Origin of the sequence: Aquimarina sp. MMG016 (assembly GCF_018100805.1) — a bacterium.
GTDB lineage: Bacteria > Bacteroidota > Bacteroidia > Flavobacteriales > Flavobacteriaceae > Aquimarina.
Genome location: NZ_JAGJEA010000006.1, coordinates 1 through 23,114, shown reverse-complemented (window position 1 = coordinate 23,114; position 23,114 = coordinate 1). Strand labels below are relative to the sequence as shown.

Genomic DNA, 23,114 nt, shown 5'->3' with positions numbered 1-23,114 from the left:
AATGAGTTTAGTACTAAACATATCACAAAGAAATTCGGTATTAGAAAAGATGGCAGCTCTGGTCGATCAGCATAGAGATGCTTTAATCAATGCCAACAAAATAGATGTAGAAAAGTATTCAGGAGATGATAAAGCAATGTATGATCGATTGAAGGTTGATCAATCTAAAATTAAAGGAATGATTGATTCGCTAAATCAGTTGGCAGCGCAAGATGATCCTGTTGGAGTTGAGAGATTTCGATTCACTCATGAAAATGGAATGCAGGTATATAATAAAACGGCATCTTTTGGTAGCGTATTAATCATTTACGAATCAAGGCCTGATGTTACTATAGAAGCAGCAGGAATTGCTTTTAAATCTGGTAATAAAATATTATTAAAAGGAGGAAAGGAATCTCTAAATTCTAATCTCGAAATCGTAAAACTTTGGCATCAAGCTTTAACAGAAAACAATATATCGACTGATTGGGTAGAGTATCTGAATTATAATAGAACCGAAACTCAAGCATTTTTAGAAAAACCAACGCAGCAAGTGGATTTAATTGTTCCCAGAGGAGGTGAGAGGTTGATTGATTTTGTAAAAACGCATGCTACTTGCCCGGTTATTGTAAGTGGTAGGGGGAATAACTTTGTATATGTGCACCGTGAGGCAGATCGAGCTTTGGCATTGGATAATATTATTAATGGTAAAACCGATAAAATTTCAGCCTGTAATGCGGTGGATAAAGTATTAATCGATAAAAACCTTCCTAATAAGGAGGACTTTGTTCGAAATCTGATTACGACCCTTAAGAACTTTAATGTTGAAATTTTAGGAGATACCTCCCTTTCAAAATATGAGGAAGTAGAATCATTAACAAATGATGATGTTTGGTCTGAAGAATTTTTGGATTATAAAATAGTCATCGGAGAAGTAGAAGACTCAAAAGAAGCAATTTCCAAAATCAACCAATATAGTGGAGGGCATTCTGCGGCAATTATATCACGAAACCAAATAGAAGCAGAAAGTTTTATGGCTTCGGTAGATTGTGCTGCGGTGTATCATAATGCATCTACCAGATTTACAGATGGGTTTCAGCTAGGACTAGGAGGAGAATTAGCAATAAGTACAGATAAATTACACCAAAGAGGTCCAATTGGACTACAACATTTGGTAACGAATAAATGGTATATACATGGCGAGGGACAAATTAGATAAGAAGAGAATTATACTTAAGATAGGTTCGAATACCTTGACCAAAGAGACTAATCAGATCTCTCGTGGTAAGATCGAAGATATCGGACGGCAAATATTGGCTTTACAAGACCAGTACGAGTTTGTAATTGTAAGCTCAGGCGCTATTGCAGTAGCAAAACAGTTTGTCCATCTGGAAACCAATGGAAAGGAAATTACAGTAAAGCAAGCATTAGCTTCAATCGGGCAACCACACTTGATGAGAATTTTTCAGGAAAGTTTCAGAGATTTGGGGTTGTTGACCTCTCAATGTCTGTTGTCATACTCAGATTTTGAAAGAACCCAATCTAAAAAGAATATTGTCAATACAATTAATGTATTGGTAGCCAATAATTACATTCCCATAATTAATGAAAATGATACTGTGGCAACAGATGAGATTCAATTTGGGGACAATGATAAGTTAGCAGCTTTAACAGCTTCTTTGCTGGAAGCTGATTTATTAGTGATAGCAACAAATACCAATGGGATATGTACGGCAGAATCAGTTAATAATCAAACCTTTGAAACGATTGTCGAAGTAGATGATATTGAACAATTAGAAAGTGAAATTGTGACTTCAATATCTACTCACGGTACTGGCGGAATGAGATCTAAAATCGAAGCAGCTCGAATTGCACAGAAATCTGGTATTGAAACGTGGATTATTAATGGATTGAAAGATGATTTTCTAGTAGATGCAATACAGGATAAGAACATATTTACAAAAATAAAGAATCAAGTTCCCTCTTCTTTGGAGGAGGGTTAAGGTGAGGGGAAATATTTCTCTCGTATTAAAATAGACAATAATGAAAAATTATTTTTCCATAAAAGACATAGATTCACTTGATAATTGGGTTAAAGAAGCTATTGAGTTAAAGAAAAATCCCTTGAGGGATGTATCCTTAGGAACGAATAAAACAATTGGTATGTTATTTTTTAATCCAAGCCTTCGTACCCGTTTAAGTACTCAGAAAGCAGCTTTGAATCTGGGGATGAATGTGATGGTAATGAATTTTACAGGAGAAGGTTGGTCATTGGAGTATGGAGATGGAACTGTAATGGATCAGGGAACTTCAGAGCACGTAAAAGAAGCTGCGCAGGTGGTTTCGCAATACTGTGATGTATTGGCTATTAGAGCCTTTGCTAAATTAGAGGACAGAGAAGAGGATTATGAAGAAAAAGTATTAAAAAGCTTTATTGAATACGCTTCCATTCCGATTGTTAATATGGAGAGTTCTGTGGGACATCCATTGCAGGCATTAACAGATGCTATTACGATAACAGAACATAAAAAAACAAATAAACCAAAGGTTGTACTATCATGGGCACCGCATCCAAAAGCCTTACCACAGGCAGTCGCAAATTCTTTCGTAGAAATGATGCAGCGTATGGACGCAGATTTTGTAATTACCCACCCTGTGGGATTTGAGTTAGCCAGTCAGATTACTAATGAGGTGCCCATTGATTACAACCAACAAAATGCATTTAAAGATGCAGACTTTGTATATGTCAAAAATTGGAGTGCATATCATGATTATGGAAAAACGTCTAAAGATAGCAGTTGGATGATCACTCAGGAAAAAATGAAGCTTACCAATAATGCAAAGTTCATGCATTGTTTACCGGTAAGAAGAAATGTTGTGGTTGAGGATACTGTTTTGGATAGTGAAAATTCAATTGTAATCGAACAAGCAAATAATAGAACCTTTGCTGCTCAATTAGTATTGAAAAAAATATTAAAAAATATATAATCCCACTGTGGTGTGGGTTAGGGGGATGTATTTTCTTTCTAAAATAATTCTAAAATGAAACAGGAAAAACTTTTAGTAGCAAAAATAGGTGGCAACATCATAGAAGATGAAAAAGCTTTATCGTCCTTTTTAGAAGATTTCTCAAAAATAGAAGGTCCTAAGGTTTTGGTACATGGTGGAGGAAAATCAGCTACCAATTTAGCTTCAAAACTAGGAGTGAAGACAGAAATGATTGATGGTAGAAGGATAACGTCTGCTAAGAATTTGGATATAGTTGTAAAAACTTATGCAGGATTATTAAATAAGAAAATAGTAGCAGGGTTGCAGAGAAACAATTGTAATGCACTTGGGTTAACAGGAGCTGATGCTAATGTAATTCAAGCAGAGAAAAGACCCGTACAGTTTATTGATTATGGATATGTGGGAGATGTTACCAAAGTAAATTCAGAAATGATCAAAGGATTTATTGAACTAGGGATTACTCCTATATTTTGTGCGGTCACTCACGATGGTAATGGGCAGTTATTTAATACTAATGCAGATACAATTGCTTCAGAAATTGCTTCAGCAATGGGATCTTTTTATGATGTGTCTTTATTTTATTGTTTTGAATTAAAAGGAGTTTTAGAAAATATTGAAGATAAAGATTCGGTAATTGAACATATTGATTTAGAAAAATATTCAGCGTTAAGAGATGCAGAGGTTATTGCAGACGGAATGTTACCAAAGCTTCAGAATTGTTTTGACGCCTTACAAAAGAACGTAAGTAAAGTGCATATCGCCAATGCAGAATTTATTAAAGATAATAATGTGAAACATACTACTTTAAGCCTTTAAGCAAGAAGTAATGTGATAGTATTCAAAAAGATAAAAGAATGAGTGATAATTTACATACTCAGAAACTCAAATACTCAAATATTGCTGAGTTAACAGATCAAGCAATTGAGCTTTTACGTCAGTTAATTGAAACCCAATCTTTTTCTTCAGAAGAAGAAGGGACGGCTCTATTGATTGAAAACTGGTTTAAGCAAAACCATATTCCTTTTGAAAGGGAGAATAATAATATTTGGGCGTACAATAAATATTTTGATGAATCCAAGCCTACGATTTTATTAAACTCTCATCATGATACGGTAAAACCAAATGGTAATTATACCAATGATCCTTTTAAAGCCTTTGTTGAAGATGGAAAGTTATATGGTCTTGGTAGTAATGATGCTGGGGGATGTTTAGTTTCATTGATGGCAACTTTTACCTATTTCTATGACAGAAAAGACCTGAATTACAATTTTGTCATTGTCGCTTCTGCGGAAGAAGAAAGTAGCGGTCCACTTGGACTTAAAAGTGTACTGAAGTATCTCAAAAATGTGGAGTTTGCCGTTGTAGGAGAACCTACATTAATGCAGCTAGCTATTGCAGAAAAAGGGTTATTAGTATTAGATGTCTCAGTTAAAGGAACAGCCAGTCATGCTGCGCATCCTAATGATGATAATTCAATTTATAACGCTTTAGAAGTGATTCAGTGGTTTAAGAATTATGAGTTTGAAAAAGAATCAGAAACACTCGGGAAGGTTAAATTAACAGTTACTCAGATCAATGCCGGAAATCAACATAATGTGGTGCCATCGCATTGTGATTTGGTAGTTGATATTAGGGTAAATGATAAATACCAAAACGAAGAAATTATGGAAATCGTGAAGCAGTCCCTGCCTAATAATGTTGAGGTAAAACCAAGATCATTGCATTTGGGATCATCTTCAATACCAAAAGATCATCCAATAGTAAAATCTGGGATTAGTTTAGGAAGAACTACCTATGGTTCACCAACCTTATCGGATCAATCTGTATTGAGTTGTCCGTCCTTAAAACTGGGTCCAGGAGACTCGACCAGATCACATTCTGCTGATGAATTTATTTATGTAGACGAAATTAAGGAAGGGGTAGCGTTGTATGTTAAAATTTTAGAAGGAATAGTGTAATTATTTGTCGCACAGAGCTTGTCGAAGTATAGGTTCAGAATAGTTCAGGCTGATAATAATAAACGATATAAATTAAGAAAATGAAACTCTGGGATAAAGGATTACCAACAGATCAGAAGATAGATATGTTTACCGTAGGTAATGATAGGCAGTTGGATTTGGTAATTGCCAAATATGATGTACAAGCTACTATGGCTCATGCTAAAATGTTACATAAAATAGGCTTGCTTTCTGAGGAAGATATTTCTGGGATAGAAAAAGAATTAAATGATCTCGCTAAAGAAGTTGAAGCAGGAACTTTCGTTATCGAAGACCAATTTGAAGATGTACATTCTAAAATTGAGTTTGAATTAACCAAGCGTATAGGTGATGCTGGAAAACGAATTCACACAGCCAGATCCAGAAATGATCAGGTGTTGGTAGCAATGCATCTGTATTTAAAAGATGAATTACTACAGATCAAATCTCAAATTAAAGAATTATCTCAATTGCTTTTAGTTTCGGCAGAAAAATATAAGGAAATCTTATTGCCTGGATATACACATTTACAGATTGCCATGCCCTCATCTTTTGGATTATGGTTTTCGGCCTATGCTGAGAGTTTTGTTGACGATCTTTATTTTGTGAATGCTGCTTTAAAAGTAGTAGATCAGAACCCCTTAGGAAGCGCAGCGGGATACGGAAGTTCATTCCCCATTGATAGAGAATTCACAACTAAAGAACTAGGTTTTGAAACCTTAAAATTTAATGTGGTAGCTGCTCAGATGAGCAGAGGTAAGTCCGAAAAATCTGCAGCTTTTGCTATGAGCAGTGTGGCAGGGACTTTGTCCAAACTTGCAATGGATGTTTGTTTGTATATGAGTCAGAATTTTGACTTTATGAGTATTCCTTCTGAGTTAACTACAGGGTCAAGCATTATGCCTCATAAAAAGAACCCTGACGTTTTCGAATTAATTAGAGGTAAGTGTAATAAGATTCAAGCTTTACCTTATGAATTAAGTTTGTTGACTAATAATTTGCCAAGTGGATATCATAGAGATTTACAATTGCTTAAAGAAGGAATTGTACCAGCAATTCAGGACTTAAAAGCGTCATTGGAAATGGCTATCTATGCCTTAAAAAGTGTAAAGGTTAATGATAACATTCTAGAAGATTCTAAATATGATTACCTGTTTAGTGTTGATACATTAAACGAATTGGTAATGCAGGGAATGTCATTTAGAGATGCGTATGTAAAGATTGGTCAGGATATCGAAAACGGAAATTATAAACCTGAAAAAAACACAAAACATAGTCATATAGGTAGTATTAATAATCTATGCCTTAAAAATATAGAAGAGAAGTTGAAGCATGTTTAATTGAGTGTAAGTTGAGTTAGTTTAATTTTTTAGCTTCAACCTAGACCCCCAGAGGAGTAGTTAACCGCTGGGGGTTGTTTTTATTAAGACTTTTTCTACTATGTATGTGCAAAAGTATAAAAGGCAAAGAAACAAATTGAACTAACCCTGCCATAGTGAAGTTTCCAAATAATAAAATATCTACTTAAAATAACTTATTTTTAGGATATAATATCAAGTCCATGAAAATCACTTGTTTCGGAGAAGTCCTTTGGGATATTTTTCCAAACCATAAAAAGATAGGAGGAGCTCCTTTAAATGTTGCATTACGACTACATACTATGGGAATAGAATCTTCCATCATTACCAGAATAGGTGATGATGATCTCGGTAATGAGATTATTTCTTATATAAAAGAACAAGAGGTGCCTTCTGAAACTGTACAAAAAGATAAAAACTATCCAACTGGAGAAGTTTTGGTTACTCTTGATAAAGAAGGGACAGCTACTTATGAGATAAGCCGTCCGGTGGCTTGGGACTTTATAGAAATTAGTGATGTTGACATCGAAGAGGTGCATCGGTCCGATGCTATTATCTTTGGAAGTTTGGCGTGTAGAAATGCAACGTCAAGAAATACATTGTTTAAGTTATTGGATCAAGCTAAATTTAAAATTCTAGATGTTAACCTTCGACCACCACATTATAGCACTGAGTTGCTTTTAGAATTAATGAATAAAGCCAATTTTATTAAGCTCAATGATGAAGAATTGAATGAAATCAGTATTTATTTTAAAATAAAAGAGACAACATTAGAAGACCAGTTAAGAGCAGTGGCCAAGTATACAAATACCGATCAAATCTGCATTACTAAAGGAGGAAAAGGCGCTACACTATTTTATAAAGGTTCCTTTTTTCATAATTCGGGTTACAAAGTAAAAGTGATTGATACCGTAGGTGCGGGAGACTCTTTTCTCGCTACTTTAATTTCTAAGTTACTTCAGGAAAGCAACCCGCAAACTGCTATAGATTATGCTTGCGCTATCGGGGCAATGGTAGCCGGTAGCGAAGGAGCAAACCCTGTTTTTTCTGAAGATGAGATCAAAACTTTTATATCTGAGCAATTATAAGTTAGGAATCAAAGCTTTTAGATCGTTAATAACACTGAGGTTATGCCTTAAATGTGCATAAAGGATAAAAAGAATAATGATAGCAATTGTAAAACCTAATCGGATGCTGTTTCTATTTCCTGTTATTTTTTTAGATGTTTTGATATATGCCGAAGAAATCTTTTTTGTGTATTTGTTTACTAAAGCAAATGCTGGTGCAAAAATTAAAACTATAATTAACATGTCTACTAATACAAGAAGGTAACCTTGCATCTCAACATGTTTTTTTACGTACTTACCAATAAATTCATTTATCAAAGCTGCACAAAGTACTGCAACTGTATAGATCGCATATTTAGTTGTTCGTCGACTGCTCATAGGGGTTAAAACTAGTATTTTTTTTCAAAAATGTGAAATGGGTTAATTATTATGTTTTTCTTAATTAAAAGTAACGTTTGCTAACGCAGTATTATTTTAAGAGGTTGTTTGTTAATTGCTTATTGAATTAAGTACGTTTTTAGAATTTTGTTGCTAAATTAGTATATTTATGCTAAAATAATATATATGAAGATTAATGCTTGTCCCAATTGTGGTTCCGACGAATATATAAAAAGCGGAATTGTGAATGATAGGCAACGATATAAGTGTAAATCCTGTAATTATTTCTTTTCGGTAAATAAGATAGGAAAGAAGATTGATGATTATTATGTGAACAAGGCACTTCAGTTATATTTAGAAGGATTAACCTATAGAGAGATTGAACGAATTTTAGGGATTTCGCACGTAAGTATTATGAATTGGGTGAAGAAATACAATGTGAAACGACCGTACAATTCTAATTACCATCCTACCTATAAAATCTTAAATGCATCTGAGTTATCTACTTATTTTCAAAATGTTAACAATTTGTCAGGAGCCGGAGTTGTAGTTACTGAACTGGGAGATAAGTTTATGCTCATAAAATGGGAGCGTTTTAGAGATTAACTATTTTAAATTACCATAAAAGTATATTAGTTTTTTATTAACCTATAGTTTTTAAGAGCTTCGTAGAGCACACAAAATCAATTTAGTAGTAATCTAATTATTGTAAACTCTATGAAAAAACAATTAATTTTACTGTTTGGTTTATGTATTTTTATCTTACAGTATTCTTACTCACAAGGATCTCCAGATTATACAGGAGGACTGAAAGTAAAACTCAACGAAGACGGATCTAAATACTTTAGGATAATTTCGTGGGCACAGTTCTGGGCACGATATCAGGATGATGTTCCAGATGAAGAAAGCAAAACTAGTCTTAGTATAAGAAGAGCACGAATCTTAATGTATGCTCAGATCAATAAAGACTTTTTGATCCTTACGCATTTTGGCTTAAACAGCCTTAATGCTAACAACCAGAGCCCTTTGGGAACGGGAGAAAGTTCTCAATTATTCTTTCACGGGGTTTGGGGACAATATAATCTGGGTAAAAATCATGCAATCGGTGGTGGTTTACATTACTGGAATGGAATTTCTCGATTAAATAATCAGAGTACGCTTAACATCATGACCTTAGATAACAATAGGCAGTCTTGGTCAACTATTGGATTGTCTGATCAGTTTGCACGTCATATAGGTATTTATGCTAAAGGCTCTTTTGGGAAATTACAGTATCGAGTTTCGATTAATGAATCCATAACTAATAACCTTCAGGATACTGCGGTTCCCGTAGCGAATGGTCCCGCCATATATGCAGGGCGACGATTATTGGGTTCTAAAGACGCAGGTAAGAATTTTGCTGGATACTTTGATTATAATTTTATGGACCAGGAGTCTAATTTTCTGCCTTACAAAGTAGGTTCGTACATCGGAGGTAAAAAAGTATTTAACGTAGGCGCAGGATTCTTTTACCATCCTGATGGTAGTGTAAGAGAAAATACAGTAGGTGATCTGGAAGGAGAAGATGTGGCGATATTTGCTATAGATGCTTTTTATGATGCTCCTTTGGGAGATAATGGTTCGGCAATCACGGCCTATGCGACATATCAGAATAATGATTATGGAGAAAATTATACTTTAGGTCAAACTTATGAAACTGGTTCTATGATTTATAGTCACGTAGGATATGTAATTCCTAATGATAATAAAAAGACCAAATTTCAGCCGTATGCTTCTTTTAACTTACGATCCATTGATGCTATTGATGATAACGCAACAACTTTTGGCGTAGGAGCAAATGCTTATTTCAGTGGACATCATTCTAAATTAACACTAGAATATTTAAATACAAAATATGGAGATAATGATGCGCAAAGCTTTATTACTCTACAGGCAATGATTTATTTATAAAATTCGGAAAATTATGACAGACAAACAGAAAGCAGTAGCATATTGGAAAGAAAACTTAAAATACCTGGTCATTCTCTTGACGATATGGTTTTTGGTTTCCTATGGTGCAGGAATAATATTTAAAGACGCATTAAATTCTATTCGATTAGGAGGTTTCAAGCTAGGGTTCTGGTTTGCACAGCAAGGTTCTATATATGTTTTTGTAATACTCATTTTCGTATATGTTCGATTGATGAATAAACTAGATAAAAAATATGGTTACGATGAGTAATCTTAATACTAACCGAAAAAATAATATAATATGAGCGTTCAAGTATGGACATGGATTTTAGTAGGGATTACTTTTTCCTTGTATTTTGGGATTGCGATATGGGCCAGAGCAGGTTCAACAAAAGAATTTTATGTTGCAGGCGGAGGTGTTTCTCCGTTAGCTAATGGTATGGCTACTGCAGCAGATTGGATGAGTGCAGCGTCATTTATTTCTATGGCGGGGTTAATCTCATTTATGGGATATGATGGATCAGTATTCTTAATGGGATGGACTGGAGGATATGTATTGTTAGCTTTACTGTTAGCACCATACCTTAGAAAATTTGGAAAGTTTACAGTTCCGGATTTTATTGGAGATCGGTACTATTCTAATACAGCAAGGACCGTAGCAGTAATCTGTGCCTTGATCGTATCGTTTACATATGTAGCAGGACAAATGCGGGGGGTAGGTATTGTGTTTTCTCAATTCCTGCAAGTAGATATTAATATTGGAGTTATTATTGGTATGGCGGTAGTATTGGTATTTGCTTTTTTAGGTGGAATGAAAGGAATCACCTATACACAGGTGGCTCAATATTGTGTGCTCATTTTTGCCTTTATGGTTCCCGCATTTTTTATTTCCATGCAAATGACAGGAAACATTATTCCACAAATTGGCATGGGAAGTACCGTAGAAGACGGAACCTACTTGTTAGAAAAATTAGATACATTGCATACTCAGCTTGGTTTTAATGAATATACTGATGGTTCTAAATCTACCTGGGATGTATTTGCCATTACATTGGCTTTGATGGTTGGTACGGCAGGATTACCTCATGTGATCGTACGTTTCTTTACAGTACCTAAGGTAAAAGATGCACGTAAATCAGCCGGATTGGCTTTACTTTTTATAGCTATTTTATACACTACTGCTCCCGCAATAGCAGTTTTTGCAAGAACTAATTTAATTGAAACAGTTAGTAATACAGAATATAAGGCAGTACCTGAATGGTTTAAAAACTGGGAGAATACAGGTTTGATTGCATGGTCAGATAAAAATGGTGATGGTAAAATCCAATACGTAAACGGTAATGCAATGAATGGGAAACCTGCTTACACCAATCAAAGAGGTGAATATGGAGAGAGACTAGTATCCAATGCCAATGATACAGCAAATGAATTGTATGTAGATAGAGATATTATGGTATTGGCGAATCCTGAAATTGCCAAATTACCAAATTGGGTAATAGCTTTAGTAGCGGCAGGTGGATTAGCAGCTGCATTATCTACTGCAGCGGGATTATTATTAGTGATTTCTACATCTATTTCTCACGATTTAATAAAGAAGCAAATCAAACCTAATATCTCAGAAAAAGGAGAATTGTGGGCAGCCCGTATCAGTATTTTATTTGCAATTATCGTTGCAGGATTATTTGGTATTTATCCGCCTGGATTTGTAGCCGCAGTCGTCGCGCTGGCTTTTGGGTTAGCCGCTGCATCGTTCTTTCCAGCGATTATCTTGGGTATTTTTGATAAACGCATGAATAGGCAAGGAGCAGTATCAGGAATGATAGTAGGAATTACTCTAATGCTCGTTTATATGGTCGTGTATAAAACAGGTTTGATTGGTGTAATGGAACCAAGACCTAAGGAAGAATGGTGGTTTGGTACTTCTCCAGAAGGCTTCGGAACTATTGCAATGATCGTTAATGTTATAGTTTCTGTGATAATATCGAGAATGACTGCAGCTCCACCAGAAGATGTACAAGAAATAGTAGAGCATATAAGAATCCCTAGTGGAGCAGGAGAGGCTTCACACCATTAATTTAGTGAAACTTAATTTTGACAACCCTATTTTCAAGGGTTGTCAAAATATAGAGTTGAACTTATTCTGCTGTAGAGATGGATCTTTAGTGGATTCTAGGAACATAAGCTTAGCGGTAATAAATAGCACCGTTTTTTCTAACTTTATAAAATGAACTCTGGAGGAATGAAAAAAAGACATCAGCAAAAGTTAATCGTGGTATCCTTACTGCTGTTTTTACTATGGAATGTTCCCTTTATACTGATTTTTGATCATTCTGGCGAAGTTTTTGGTTTCCCAATGATCTATTTCTTTATTTTCATCATTTGGATTATTGCAGTTGTAGTGTCATTCATCATTTTGCAAAGGCATCATGAATAATTATCTTCTGATATCGATTATAATCGTTTACCTGGCTTTTTTGTTTTTGGTTGCCTTTTGGGCAGAAAAAAACTCAAAAAGCAAGTGGGTAAATAATCCATATATCTATGTGCTTTCTCTGGCAGTATATTGCTCTGCCTGGACGTATTATGGAAGTGTAGGAATTGCTTCACGATCTGGGATCAATTTCTTGACCACTTATTTGGGGCCAGTGATTTCTTTACCTTTATGGATACTGGTAATGCGAAAAATTATTAGAGTATCTAAACAGCATAAGATTTCTAGTATTGCAGACTTTATATCACTGCGATACGGTAATAACCGTTTTTTAGGAGCCTTGGTCGCAATTATTTGTGTATTTGCTATAGTGCCATACATCTCTTTACAGCTCAAAGCTATTTCAGAAACCTTTGAGATTATCACAGATGAAACCAGTTATGTATCAACAACTATACTTGATGATTCTACATTTTATATAGCTGTACTTCTGGCAATTTTTGTAGCCTTTTTTGGAACTCAGGCTACAGATGCCTCGCAACGTCGAAAAGGTATTATGACAACTGTGGCGGTAGAATCTATTTTGAAACTTACTTTTTTTTTAGTAGTTGGGATATATGTTACTTTTTATTTGTTTGATGGCACTACTGATATTTATAGAAGAGCATCTCAACTAGATAATTTTAAGGAAATAACTTCTTTTAATGGGCTTGAAGCTGGTTTTAACTGGATGTTTATGATTATGCTTTCCTTTTTTGCCATTTTTCTTTTACCAAGACAATTTCATGTGGCAGTGGTAGAAAATGATAGAGAACGATACTTGAAAAAAGCAATATGGTTGTTTCCATTATATCTTTTATTATTTAATGTATTTGTGATTTTTATCGCCTGGGGAGGAAACTTATCAATGACAGGAAATGTAAATCACGACTATTATACATTGCTCTTACCACTTCAGAATAACAATTTGATACTAGCCATGTTAGTTTTTTTAGGAGGGTTTTCAGCTGTGATTTCTATGGTAGTGGTTTCTACTTTAGCATTATCAACAATGGTTAGTAATAACTTGGTAATTCCGTATGGGTTTTTAGATAAGTTTATAAAAGGAAACCCAGAGAAAAATGCTAACTATATTAAGAATATTCGTAGAATATCCATCTTTTCATTGATCATTATTGCTTACTTCTTTTATGTGAAATTTTCTTATGAACTATCACTATTTTCTATTGGTCTAATTTCTTTTGTAGTCATTGCACAGTTAGCTCCATCTTTTTTTATTGGGCTTTTCTGGAATCGTGGTTCTGCTAAAGCTGCTAAAACAGGAATGATTATAGGAGTACTCGTAGTTGTTTATACATTAATATTACCTTTTATAGTCAATGGATTAATAGGAGATTCATCATTTGTTGATGAAGGATTATTAGGGGTTGAAATGCTAAAACCTTATGCACTTTTTGGGATTGATTTCTTGAGTCTTGAAGCACACGCATTTTTCTGGAGTATGTTTCTAAATACATTTAGTTTTTTAATAGTTTCACTGCTGTCTAAAGGAAATTATAGAGAACGTAATTATGCAGAAATGTTTGTGAATAGTAGTAATTATGCAAACCTACAAGAAGGAGCCTTTGTCTGGAAAGGAGAAGCTTATGTGTCAGATATTCGTAACGTACTGACTCGTTTTTTAGGCGAAGAACGAACTGAAAGAGCACTAAATCTATTCAATATAAAATATGGAGTATCTAAAGAAGAAGAAATGGCAGATGCTAGATTGATTAATTTTTCAGAAAAATTGCTTACAGGAAGTATAGGAGGAGCTTCTGCAAAGATTTTGATTAGTAGTGTGGCAAAAGAACAACCTGTAAGTTTGATTGAAGTATTGAAGATTTTAGAAGAGTCCAAAGAAACCATAGCGGTTAATAAGGCACTTAAGGAAAAGTCTGATGAATTAACATTACTCACTGATCAGTTAAGAGAAGCTAATGAGGAATTGCTATTACAAGATCGCTTAAAAGATGAGTTTCTGGATACTGTAGCCCATGAGTTAAAAACACCAATTACCTCTATAAAAGCAGCATCAGAGGTACTAACAACAGATGGAGATGATATGCCTGATGAATTAAGAGACAGGTTTTTGGATAATATCGTTATTGATGCAGATCGTCTTACTAGATTAATACATAACATTTTAGACCTGGAAAAACTTTCTAGTGGTCGAGAACAGTTAGAAATACAACTAAATCAAATAGATAAAACCATAAAAAAATCAATAAGCGGCATACAGCAATTAGCATCTAAGAAAGGAGTCAAAGTTGTTCATCAAAACGAATCAGAGTTTAACGCTAAATATGACGAAGACCGTATGCTTCAGGTATTGACTAATCTACTTTCTAATGCTCTGAAATTTACCGAACCGGAAAAAGGAATGATTACTGTCGCTGCCGAAGAACAAGAACACTTAATTTTGGTAGTAGTCCAAGATAATGGAAAAGGCATTCCTAAGGAGGATATGAACCATATTTTTGATAAATTTTACCAATCAAAGCACCAAAATATCAAAAAACCTGTGGGAAGTGGGTTAGGGTTGGCTATTAGTAAAAAGATTATAGAAAGTCATCGAGGAGAGATTTGGGTGGATAAGAAATATAAAAAAGGAGCACGTTTTGTGTTTACAATACCTAAGAATTAGCCTCAATATCAATGAATAAAGAGTAACCATATGAAGAAGATACTGATTGTAGATGATGAACCTAACATTGTCATGTCGTTAGAATATACTTTTAAGAAAAAGAATTATGATGTGTTTATAGCTAGAGACGGAGGAGAAGCCTTGGAAATAGCAGAAGAAAATGTTCCGGATGTAGTGTTGTTAGATATTATGATGCCCAATGTAGATGGATATGAAACATTAAGGCAAATAAAACAAAATGATAAATTAAAGCATACCAAGGTAGTATTTTTATCTGCCAAGAATAAAGCTACAGATATTGAAAAAGGCTTGGAAATGGGGGCTGATAAATATCTGACTAAACCTTTTTCTGTCAAGAAACTTGTCGAAGAGATTAATGAACTTTTGGAATAACGAAAAATATTAATGTAATACATTAAAATAATAAAGATGTAAAATAGATAGAATATGAAATTAAGATTAAACCCTTTAGCATCTGATATAGTGATCGCCATATATGTGGTAGTCACTTTATATTTTCGTTTTAAATTCGAGAATGAAGCCTCTGTAGGAGTAATACATTCTGTGGTGATGGGAGCTTGCTTTATAATTATCCTTTTGGTCCTAATTAAATTAAAAGTCTTAAACCCTAATTGGTTTGGGTTGTTTAGTACTAAAAACAAATCATCATAATTATTTGAAATACTCTAGTATTAGGAACACAATATCAATAAATAATATAAAATTCTAAAACCAACAATAATGAGTAATTATCACATAAAACATCTTGAAGAATATTTTCAGGTATATCGTAAATCGGTAAGAGATCCTGAAACTTTTTGGTCCGAAGTAGCAGAGGAGCATTTCATGTGGCGAAAGAAATGGGATAATGTATTGAGCTGGGATTTTACCAAACCCGAAATTAAGTGGTTTGAAGGAGCTCAACTTAACATCACAGAAAACTGTATTGATAGACATTTAAGGAATCGCGGACATAAAACAGCTATTCTTTTTGAGCCTAACAATCCTAATGAAGATGCACAACATATTACATACAAACAATTACATGAGCGCGTATGTAAGTTTGCAAATGTTTTAAAAGAGCAAGGCATCCAAAAAGGAGATCGAGTTTGTATATATCTTCCTATGATTCCTGAATTAGCTGTCTCAGTATTGGCTTGTGCCAGGATAGGAGCAGTACATTCTGTAGTTTTTGCAGGGTTTTCAGCGACTGCTTTGTCTACTAGAGTTAATGATTGTGACGCAAAAATGGTGATTACCTCGGATGGATCATACAGAGGAGCCAAAACAATAGATTTAAAAGGTATTGTTGATGAGGCTTTAGAGAGTTGTCCTGGTGTGAAATCAGTATTGGTCGCCAAGCGTATTAATTCTGAAATTAATATGAAAAGCGGTAGAGATCATTGGTTACAACCTTTGCTTGATGATGCATATAAAGATTGTGTACCTGAAATTATGGATGCAGAAGATCCGCTGTTTATACTATATACTTCAGGATCTACTGGTATGCCTAAAGGAATGTTGCATACCACTGCAGGATATATGGTATATACCGCATATACGTTTAAAAATGTATTTCAGTATAAGGAAGATGATATTTATTGGTGTACGGCAGATATTGGTTGGATAACCGGTCACTCCTATATTGTGTATGGGCCATTAGCCAACGGAGCAACCACAGTAATGTTTGAAGGAGTACCTTCATACCCTGATTTTGGTCGTTTCTGGGATATTGTAGAGAAACATAAGATTACACAGTTTTATACTGCTCCGACGGCTATTAGAGCATTAGCTAAAGAAAATTTGGATCATGTAACTAATAGAGATTTATCAAGTTTAAAGGTTTTGGGAACAGTAGGAGAACCTATTAATGAAGAAGCCTGGCATTGGTATAATGACCATGTAGGTGAAAAGAAATGTCCGATTGTAGATACCTGGTGGCAAACCGAAACCGGAGGTGTAATGATTTCGCCGATTCCATTTTCGACTCCAACTAAGCCAACGTATGCAACATTACCTATGCCCGGAATTCAACCTGCGCTAATGGATGAGAATGGTCAAGAAATAAAAGGAAATCAGGTAGATGGCCGATTGTGTGTCAAATTTCCTTGGCCATCTATGGCTAGAACTATTTGGGGAAATCACCAACGGTTTAAAGAAACATATTTCTCAGCTTTCGAAAACAAGTATTTTACTGGGGATGGAGCCTTACGTGATGAGGTAGGGTATTATCGAATTACCGGTAGGGTAGATGATGTGATTATTGTATCAGGTCATAACCTAGGTACTGCGCCTATTGAAGATGCAATCAATGAACATCCTGCGGTTGCTGAATCCGCTATTGTAGGTTTTCCTCACGATATTAAAGGGAATGCATTATATGGGTTTGTTATTTTAAAGGAAACTGGTGAATATCGCGACCGTAATAACTTAAGTAAAGAGGTGAATCAACAGATTACGGAGCGTATTGGACCAATTGCTAAATTGGATAAAATACAATTTGTGCCGGGTCTTCCTAAAACACGAAGTGGTAAAATTATGAGACGAATTTTACGTAAAATAGCTTCTAAAGACACTAGTAATCTTGGAGATATAAGTACATTACTTAATCCTGAAGTTGTAGAAAAGATTATGGATGAGGCATTATAGCTATATTTAGATAGCGAATTCAGAAAGTTAAACCCCAAGGAATTAAAATCTTTGGGGTTTATAACAAATTACAAAGGAATATTACCGTGTTTTCTATATGGTCTTTCTACTACTTTATTTTCAAGCATACTGAAGGCTTTGATTAGTTTTCTTCTCGTATTTTTTGGTAAGATCACTTCATCAATAAAACCTCGTTGCGCTGCTCGATAGGGATTTGCAAACTTATCAGCATATTCTGCTTCTTTTTCGGCTAATTTGGCTTCTGGATTGTCAGCTTCTTTAATTTCTTTTCTAAAGATAATCTCGCTGGCTCCTTTGGCACCCATTACCGCAATTTCGGCCGTAGGCCAGGCAAAATTCATGTCAGCTCCAATGTGCTTAGAGTTCATTACATCATAAGCTCCTCCATAAGCTTTACGGGTAATCACGGTTACTCGCGGTACTGTTGCTTCACTCAACGCGTACAACAGTTTGGCTCCGTGTACAATAATCCCATTCCATTCTTGATCAGTACCAGGTAAAAATCCAGGTACATCTACCAATACCAACAAAGGGATATTAAAGCAATCACAAAAACGTGTAAAACGTGCTGCTTTTTTAGAACTGTTTACATCCAATACTCCTGCTAAAAACATGGGTTGATTAGCTACAATACCAATGCTGCGTCCACCGATTCTGGCAAACCCAACAATGATATTTTCTGCGTAATCTTTATGTATTTCGAAAAAAGAATCTTCATCAATAATACCACTAATTACCTCATGCATATCATAAGGTTTATTAGGGTTGTCTGGTACAATATCGGATAGCGATGCTCTTACCTCGTCTGTTAACCTATATTCCAGATTTCTAGTAGTCTCAGTATTGTTTTGTGGTAAGTAACTTAATAGTTTTTTTACATCCTCCAAACATTCAATGTCGTTCGAAGAGGTTACATGGGCAACTCCCGATTTGGTCGAGTGTGTGCTAGCTCCACCCAGTTCTTCAGAAGTTACTTCTTCGTTGGTTACGGTTTTTACTACGTTAGGTCCTGTTACAAACATATAGCTGGTGTCTTCAACCATCATCGTAAAATCGGTCATCGCAGGAGAGTATACTGCTCCTCCCGCACAAGGACCCATAATCGCAGAGATTTGCGGGATCACTCCGGATGCTTGTACGTTTCTATAAAAAATATCTGCGTAGCCTCCTAGTGATCGTACTCCTTCTTGTATACGTGCACCTCCCGAATCATTTAACCCAATAATCGGAGCCCCCATTTTAACCGCCATATCCATAATCTTACAGATCTTTTCGGCATGGGTTTCTGATAAAGAACCTCCAAATACTGTAAAATCCTGGGCATATACATAAACGAGTCTGCCGTTTACAGTACCATAGCCAGTTACCACACCATCTCCATAAATAACCTGCTTATCCATACCAAAATCGGTAGTTCGATGAGTTACCAAAATACCAATCTCTTCAAAAGACCCTTCATCCATTAGGTATTCAATACGTTCACGAGCGGTTAACTTTTTTTTGTTATGTTGCGCTTCGATACGTTTTTCGCCTCCGCCCAACTTGGCTTGTTGTACTTTATCTTGTAATGTTTTTATTTTGGAATCCATTCTTTTCTAGATTTTAGGTAATAAGTTTAAGATCTTAGGAATATCTATTTCAATTCCCTCATACCTCACTTCATCCCTAATTTAACGGTAGTCTTACTATTTTTTGATCTTCAAAGTATTGTTTCATCGCAATCATTGCTGCTACTTTGGCTTCTTCTGTGGTAGCAGCTTCAATCTTTTCGGCTGCGTAATATTTTTTTACAAAATGTGTGTTAAAATTACCAGACCTGAACGCCTCGTGCTCACATACGAACTTTCCGAAAGGAAGGGTAGTAGCAACTCCTTTTACTTCGTAATCACCAATAGCTTTGATCATCAATTCGATAGCTTCTTCGCGTGTATTACCATAAGTAATCAATTTGGCCAGCATAGGATCGTAGTAAATAGGAATATCCATACCTTCTTCAAAACCGTTGTCAACACGGATACCTTCACCAACCGGTAATTGGTATGTTTCTAAGTTTCCTACACTTGGTAAGAAATCATTTAGAGGATCTTCGGCATATACACGGAGTTCCAACGCATGTCCTTTAATCGTTAGGTCATCCTGAGTAATAGGAAGTTTTTCACCTCTGGCTACTTTGATCTGTAACTCAACAAGATCAATACCTGTGATTAATTCAGTTACAGGATGTTCTACCTGTAAACGTGTATTCATTTCAAGGAAGTAAAAGTTATGATTTTCATCTAATAGAAACTCTACAGTTCCTGCACCCAGGTAGTCACAAGCTTTCGCTACTCGTACTGCAGCTTCTCCCATATTTTTTCTAATTTCAGGAGTAAGAACGGATGATGGAGCTTCTTCTACTACCTTTTGGTGTCTGCGCTGTACGCTACATTCTCTTTCGAATAAGTGAACCACATTTCCATGACTATCCGCCATGACTTGTATCTCAATATGGCGTGGCGAGCCTACATACTTTTCAATAAAAACAGATCCATCTCCAAAGGCAGAGGTAGCTTCGCTAATAGCTCGTTGCATTTGTGATTCGAGATCTTCTTCTTTCTCTACGACACGCATTCCTTTTCCACCACCACCAGCAGAGGCTTTGATAAGGATGGGAAACCCTATTTCGTTACCAATTTCTTTGGCTTTATTTACATCGGTAATGGCTTTGTCAATACCTGCCACCATTGGGATGTCGTATGCTTTTACAGCTTCTTTGGCGGCCAATTTACTCCCCATAACTTTGATAGCTTTGGATTTAGGGCCGATAAATATGAGTCCGTTCTTTTCGACGGCTTCAGCAAAATCTGCATTTTCACTTAAAAACCCATATCCGGGATGTATGCCGTCTGCGTTCAATTGTTTGGCAACTTCAATGATTTTGGAACCTAACAAATAGGATTGGTTAGAAGGCGCTTCCCCAATACAAACGGCTTCATCTGCAAACTGCACATGTGGAGCATTTCTATCAATCGTAGAATATACAGCTACCGTTTTAATACCCATTTTTTTGGCTGTTGTCATCACTCGGATAGCAATCTCACCTCTATTGGCTACTAATATCTTTTTCATTGTAAATTTTATTCGAATTCTATTAACAATTGACCTTTATCTACTGCATCGCCTTTAGAGGCGCCAATGGATTTGATAATGCCATCTCTTGGGGAGAGAATAACATTTTCCATTTTCATAGCTTCCAGGATTAATAAAGGTTCATCCTCTTTGACTTCTTGATTGACAGCAACGTGAATATCCAATAGCAAACCTGGCATTGGTGCTTTTACAGAATTTACATTTTTTGAAGATCCTAAAGAGAATCCCATGGCAGCAATCTGTTGATCTAAAGTATCCGCAATAGTAACTTCGTAAGCTGTATTATTAACCGAAACGGTATATTTTTTAGCATTAAAATCAGAAGAGGTTACTTCGGTGTGATAAGAAGTACTGTCTTGAAGTATGTGATATTTTGAAGGATTTGTACTTTGTACGGCATTTATTGCTGAAATATCATCTTTGGTAAATTCAAACTCCAGGGTTTCGTTTACCCGAACTTTGTAAGTTCCCATATAGTCTGTATTGTGTTAATTAAGATGTGATAAATATAGGTATTTATATTTACCATCAGTATTTCTTGTGAAATTTTTAAAAAATGTTTCATAAATGGAGTTTTCCTGAGAAAATGAAAAAAAACGGAGGTGCAAAATGTTTTAGAAAAGGGAGATTAAAAGGGTCTTATTATAACATTGTATTAAAGTTTTATAATAAGATCTTTTATTTCATTGGTCATTTACCTCTTTTTTGAAAATTATAATTATTAGTTTGATTATTTTTCATTTTGATTTTATCCTTGATCTCCAGACATCATCTCAAAAAAATAATGGTTGAAACCCTTTTGCAACCCCCTTTTATTCGATTTTCCTTAACTACTATTGTACTTTTGTTGCCTTAATTGAAAAAGCCCCTTATATGAAAAAACAACTACTTTATTTAGCAATTATTTTTTTAATATCACTTACCAAATCACAAGCACAATCGTATAACCAAATCACAGGCTCGAGTATTTTGGGTTTAAATGAAGATGGAGCTGCTACTGGTACACCAGCGCCTTACAATGGTGATAATTATGAGCCTGGTGCTAATCTTAATACAGGAGATTGGAATCTTGTTTTAGGACCAGGAGCAGGATCTTCAATAACACGTTCTAGGTATAATATATTTATTGGTGGTATGGCAGGTACTCAGATTACTTCAGGTTCTTACAATACTATTTTAGGAGCTTTTGCAGGAGATCAAACTATAAGTAATACAACTGATAATGTTTATATAGGTAGTTTTGTGGCACGTTTTAATGAAGGAGGTGATAATGTCGTTATCGGAAAAGAAGCGGGCAAAAGTTTGACAGGTGGTAATGATAATACGATTATAGGAGAGGAAGCGGGAGAAGAATTAACCACAGGAGATCGTAATGTATTTGTAGGAGAAGATACAGGAAAAAATACCACTACGGGATCTGATAATGTATTTATAGGAAGGTCTGCAGGTATTGATAATACTACAGCTAGAGGAAATACTTTTATAGGGGGATCGTCTGCTTTAAGTGTGCATACTGCACTCCAAAGTATCGATGCTTCTTATGACATTTCTTCTCAAGGAGAGGCTAGTGGATCTGATAATACTACAGGATTAGGAAATACATTTCTTGGAGCAGGTTCTGGACAAGATAATACTATTGGTGGAGCAAATACTTTTTTGGGGTACGATGCAGGAGCTAATAGTACAAATTCTACTGGGAATACGTTTGTAGGTTATGGTGCAGGTTATGGTAATAATATATCTAGAGGCACCAACGATTCCAACAGGAATACATATCTGGGTGCTACTGCGGGTGGATCCAATCGATTTGGTTCAGACAATGTAGGCATAGGTTGGAATGCAGATTTTGTGGAAGTTGGGTCATCGGGAAGTATAAGAAATGAACGGAATGTGTTTATGGGGAGTGCTGTTAAGATACAAGGGACTGAAAAAGTAGTTATCGGGCATAATGCAGAAGCAAGAGGAAGAAATATAGGTGCCATAGTTATAGGGGCATTGAGTAAAGTAAACCAACCCTATTCTATAGCATTAGGGCATAATGTTAACATCACAACTCCAAATACAATGGCCCTGGGTGGTAATACCACAACCAATAGGGTAAGTGTAGGTATTGGTACGGTTGCAGCAAATCAAAATGCATCTTTGGAGTTAGCAGATACGGATAAAGGGTTTTTAATGAACAGACTTACTACCGCTCAACGTACTGCTATGGTAACAACAGCAGCTAGCGGAAATGCATTGACCACTACAGATGCGGGATTATTGGTATATGATACAGACGTAAGCTCACTTTTTGTTTGGAACGGAACGGCTTGGGTGAATACGGTTGCTGTAAATACTGATAATCAGGATCTAACGCTAACAGATAATACATTGGGTTTAACGAATGATGGAACTGATGTAGATTTATCGGGATATTTGGACAACACGGATGCACAAGAACTGTCATTAGCAACTAATACCTTAAGTATTTCAGGGAAT

The 23,114-nt window shown here is 35.5% G+C and carries 20 protein-coding genes and 1 pseudogene; 17 read left to right on the top strand and 4 right to left on the bottom strand.

Annotation, left to right across the window (positions count from 1 at the left end):
- Position 1 precedes the first annotated feature (1 nt).
- The 7 genes from J8M14_RS13090 to J8M14_RS13060 all read left to right on the top strand — a co-directional run bounded on the left by J8M14_RS13090 (position 2) and on the right by J8M14_RS13060 (position 7,410).
- Positions 2-1,198 carry a glutamate-5-semialdehyde dehydrogenase gene (locus tag J8M14_RS13090; RefSeq protein ID WP_211075140.1) on the top strand — a complete coding sequence of 399 codons (1,197 nt, stop codon included), beginning with the start codon at positions 2-4 and terminating at the stop codon, positions 1,196-1,198.
- The gene (gene proB / locus J8M14_RS13085; protein ID WP_211075138.1) at positions 1,176-1,982 is read left to right on the top strand and encodes a glutamate 5-kinase; all 807 of its coding nucleotides are present in this window, start codon (positions 1,176-1,178) and stop codon (positions 1,980-1,982) included. The genes J8M14_RS13090 and proB overlap by 23 nt, the downstream gene beginning before the upstream one ends.
- A 40-nt stretch (positions 1,983-2,022) precedes the next feature.
- Positions 2,023-2,967 (top strand): N-acetylornithine carbamoyltransferase, encoded by a 945-nt coding sequence (locus tag J8M14_RS13080; protein WP_211075136.1) that lies wholly within the window; start codon positions 2,023-2,025, stop codon positions 2,965-2,967.
- Between the two features lie 54 nt (positions 2,968-3,021).
- Entirely contained in the window at positions 3,022-3,804 is a 783-nt protein-coding gene (gene argB, locus J8M14_RS13075) for an acetylglutamate kinase (RefSeq protein ID WP_211075127.1), read from the top strand.
- Between the two features lie 38 nt (positions 3,805-3,842).
- Entirely contained in the window at positions 3,843-4,946 is a 1,104-nt protein-coding gene (locus J8M14_RS13070) for a M20 family metallo-hydrolase (RefSeq protein ID WP_211075118.1), read from the top strand.
- A gap of 80 nt (positions 4,947-5,026) precedes the next feature.
- Positions 5,027-6,304, top strand: a complete 1,278-nt coding sequence (argH, locus tag J8M14_RS13065; protein WP_211075111.1) for an argininosuccinate lyase — start codon at positions 5,027-5,029, stop codon at positions 6,302-6,304.
- Between the two features lie 221 nt (positions 6,305-6,525).
- Complete coding sequence (locus tag J8M14_RS13060; protein ID WP_211075109.1) at positions 6,526-7,410, top strand: carbohydrate kinase; 885 nt, start codon at positions 6,526-6,528, stop codon at positions 7,408-7,410.
- Here J8M14_RS13060 and J8M14_RS13055 read toward each other — a convergent pair.
- A complete protein-coding gene (locus tag J8M14_RS13055) occupies positions 7,405-7,767 on the bottom strand; it encodes a hypothetical protein (RefSeq protein ID WP_211075108.1) in 363 nt (120 codons plus the stop codon). The genes J8M14_RS13060 and J8M14_RS13055 overlap by 6 nt on opposite strands.
- A gap of 186 nt (positions 7,768-7,953) precedes the next feature.
- Between J8M14_RS13055 and J8M14_RS13050 the strand changes: the two genes are divergently transcribed.
- The 9 genes from J8M14_RS13050 to acs all read left to right on the top strand — a co-directional run bounded on the left by J8M14_RS13050 (position 7,954) and on the right by acs (position 17,483).
- Positions 7,954-8,373 (top strand): helix-turn-helix domain-containing protein, encoded by a 420-nt coding sequence (locus tag J8M14_RS13050; RefSeq protein ID WP_211075107.1) that lies wholly within the window; start codon positions 7,954-7,956, stop codon positions 8,371-8,373.
- A 111-nt stretch (positions 8,374-8,484) separates the two neighbouring features.
- Positions 8,485-9,717: a hypothetical protein gene (locus tag J8M14_RS13045; protein WP_211075106.1), complete on the top strand. Its 1,233-nt coding sequence runs from the start codon at positions 8,485-8,487 to the stop codon at positions 9,715-9,717.
- 13 nt (positions 9,718-9,730) lie between these two features.
- Positions 9,731-9,988 (top strand): DUF4212 domain-containing protein, encoded by a 258-nt coding sequence (locus J8M14_RS13040; RefSeq protein WP_211075105.1) that lies wholly within the window; start codon positions 9,731-9,733, stop codon positions 9,986-9,988.
- A gap of 30 nt (positions 9,989-10,018) precedes the next feature.
- A complete protein-coding gene (locus J8M14_RS13035) occupies positions 10,019-11,791 on the top strand; it encodes a sodium:solute symporter family protein (protein ID WP_211075103.1) in 1,773 nt (590 codons plus the stop codon).
- Positions 11,792-11,956: 165 nt separating this feature from the next.
- Complete coding sequence (locus J8M14_RS13030) at positions 11,957-12,151, top strand: hypothetical protein (RefSeq protein ID WP_211075102.1); 195 nt, start codon at positions 11,957-11,959, stop codon at positions 12,149-12,151.
- Complete coding sequence (locus J8M14_RS13025; protein WP_211075100.1) at positions 12,144-14,834, top strand: sensor histidine kinase; 2,691 nt, start codon at positions 12,144-12,146, stop codon at positions 14,832-14,834. Before J8M14_RS13030 ends, J8M14_RS13025 begins: the two co-directional genes overlap by 8 nt.
- 30 nt (positions 14,835-14,864) lie before the next feature.
- Positions 14,865-15,227, top strand: coding sequence for a response regulator (locus J8M14_RS13020; protein ID WP_211075092.1), 363 nt, complete (start codon positions 14,865-14,867; stop codon positions 15,225-15,227).
- A gap of 54 nt (positions 15,228-15,281) precedes the next feature.
- On the top strand, positions 15,282-15,506 hold the full coding sequence (locus tag J8M14_RS13015; RefSeq protein WP_211075090.1) for a hypothetical protein: 225 nt from the start codon (positions 15,282-15,284) through the stop codon (positions 15,504-15,506).
- A gap of 69 nt (positions 15,507-15,575) precedes the next feature.
- Entirely contained in the window at positions 15,576-17,483 is a 1,908-nt protein-coding gene (gene acs, locus J8M14_RS13010; RefSeq protein WP_211075088.1) for an acetate--CoA ligase, read from the top strand.
- Between the two features lie 68 nt (positions 17,484-17,551).
- Here acs and J8M14_RS13005 read toward each other — a convergent pair whose 3' ends face one another.
- The 3 genes from J8M14_RS13005 to J8M14_RS12995 form a co-directional block, all read right to left on the bottom strand.
- On the bottom strand, positions 17,552-19,093 hold the full coding sequence (locus tag J8M14_RS13005; protein ID WP_211075086.1) for an acyl-CoA carboxylase subunit beta: 1,542 nt from the start codon (positions 19,091-19,093) through the stop codon (positions 17,552-17,554).
- A 76-nt stretch (positions 19,094-19,169) separates the two neighbouring features.
- Positions 19,170-20,612, bottom strand: a complete 1,443-nt coding sequence (gene accC, locus J8M14_RS13000) for an acetyl-CoA carboxylase biotin carboxylase subunit (RefSeq protein WP_211075084.1) — start codon at positions 20,610-20,612, stop codon at positions 19,170-19,172.
- Positions 20,613-20,620: 8 nt separating this feature from the next.
- Positions 20,621-21,106: an acetyl-CoA carboxylase biotin carboxyl carrier protein subunit gene (locus J8M14_RS12995; RefSeq protein WP_211075082.1), complete on the bottom strand. Its 486-nt coding sequence runs from the start codon at positions 21,104-21,106 to the stop codon at positions 20,621-20,623.
- A 400-nt stretch (positions 21,107-21,506) separates the two neighbouring features.
- Here J8M14_RS12995 and J8M14_RS12990 point away from each other — a divergent pair.
- Positions 21,507-23,114, top strand: a pseudogene (locus tag J8M14_RS12990) (hypothetical protein); the annotation flags it as partial.

Bases quoted from the DNA above. Each gene is read 5' to 3' on its own strand.
- J8M14_RS13090 (WP_211075140.1), top strand. From the start codon at position 2: ATGAGTTTAGTACTAAACATATCACAAAGAAATTCGGTATTAGAAAAG.
- proB (WP_211075138.1), top strand. From the start codon at position 1,176: ATGGCGAGGGACAAATTAGATAAGAAGAGAATTATACTTAAGATAGGT.
- J8M14_RS13080 (WP_211075136.1), top strand. From the start codon at position 2,023: ATGAAAAATTATTTTTCCATAAAAGACATAGATTCACTTGATAATTGG.
- argB (WP_211075127.1), top strand. From the start codon at position 3,022: ATGAAACAGGAAAAACTTTTAGTAGCAAAAATAGGTGGCAACATCATA.
- J8M14_RS13070 (WP_211075118.1), top strand. From the start codon at position 3,843: ATGAGTGATAATTTACATACTCAGAAACTCAAATACTCAAATATTGCT.
- argH (WP_211075111.1), top strand. From the start codon at position 5,027: ATGAAACTCTGGGATAAAGGATTACCAACAGATCAGAAGATAGATATG.
- J8M14_RS13060 (WP_211075109.1), top strand. From the start codon at position 6,526: ATGAAAATCACTTGTTTCGGAGAAGTCCTTTGGGATATTTTTCCAAAC.
- J8M14_RS13055 (WP_211075108.1), bottom strand. From the start codon at position 7,767: ATGAGCAGTCGACGAACAACTAAATATGCGATCTATACAGTTGCAGTA.
- J8M14_RS13050 (WP_211075107.1), top strand. From the start codon at position 7,954: ATGAAGATTAATGCTTGTCCCAATTGTGGTTCCGACGAATATATAAAA.
- J8M14_RS13045 (WP_211075106.1), top strand. From the start codon at position 8,485: ATGAAAAAACAATTAATTTTACTGTTTGGTTTATGTATTTTTATCTTA.
- J8M14_RS13040 (WP_211075105.1), top strand. From the start codon at position 9,731: ATGACAGACAAACAGAAAGCAGTAGCATATTGGAAAGAAAACTTAAAA.
- J8M14_RS13035 (WP_211075103.1), top strand. From the start codon at position 10,019: ATGAGCGTTCAAGTATGGACATGGATTTTAGTAGGGATTACTTTTTCC.
- J8M14_RS13030 (WP_211075102.1), top strand. From the start codon at position 11,957: ATGAAAAAAAGACATCAGCAAAAGTTAATCGTGGTATCCTTACTGCTG.
- J8M14_RS13025 (WP_211075100.1), top strand. From the start codon at position 12,144: ATGAATAATTATCTTCTGATATCGATTATAATCGTTTACCTGGCTTTT.
- J8M14_RS13020 (WP_211075092.1), top strand. From the start codon at position 14,865: ATGAAGAAGATACTGATTGTAGATGATGAACCTAACATTGTCATGTCG.
- J8M14_RS13015 (WP_211075090.1), top strand. From the start codon at position 15,282: ATGAAATTAAGATTAAACCCTTTAGCATCTGATATAGTGATCGCCATA.
- acs (WP_211075088.1), top strand. From the start codon at position 15,576: ATGAGTAATTATCACATAAAACATCTTGAAGAATATTTTCAGGTATAT.
- J8M14_RS13005 (WP_211075086.1), bottom strand. From the start codon at position 19,093: ATGGATTCCAAAATAAAAACATTACAAGATAAAGTACAACAAGCCAAG.
- accC (WP_211075084.1), bottom strand. From the start codon at position 20,612: ATGAAAAAGATATTAGTAGCCAATAGAGGTGAGATTGCTATCCGAGTG.
- J8M14_RS12995 (WP_211075082.1), bottom strand. From the start codon at position 21,106: ATGGGAACTTACAAAGTTCGGGTAAACGAAACCCTGGAGTTTGAATTT.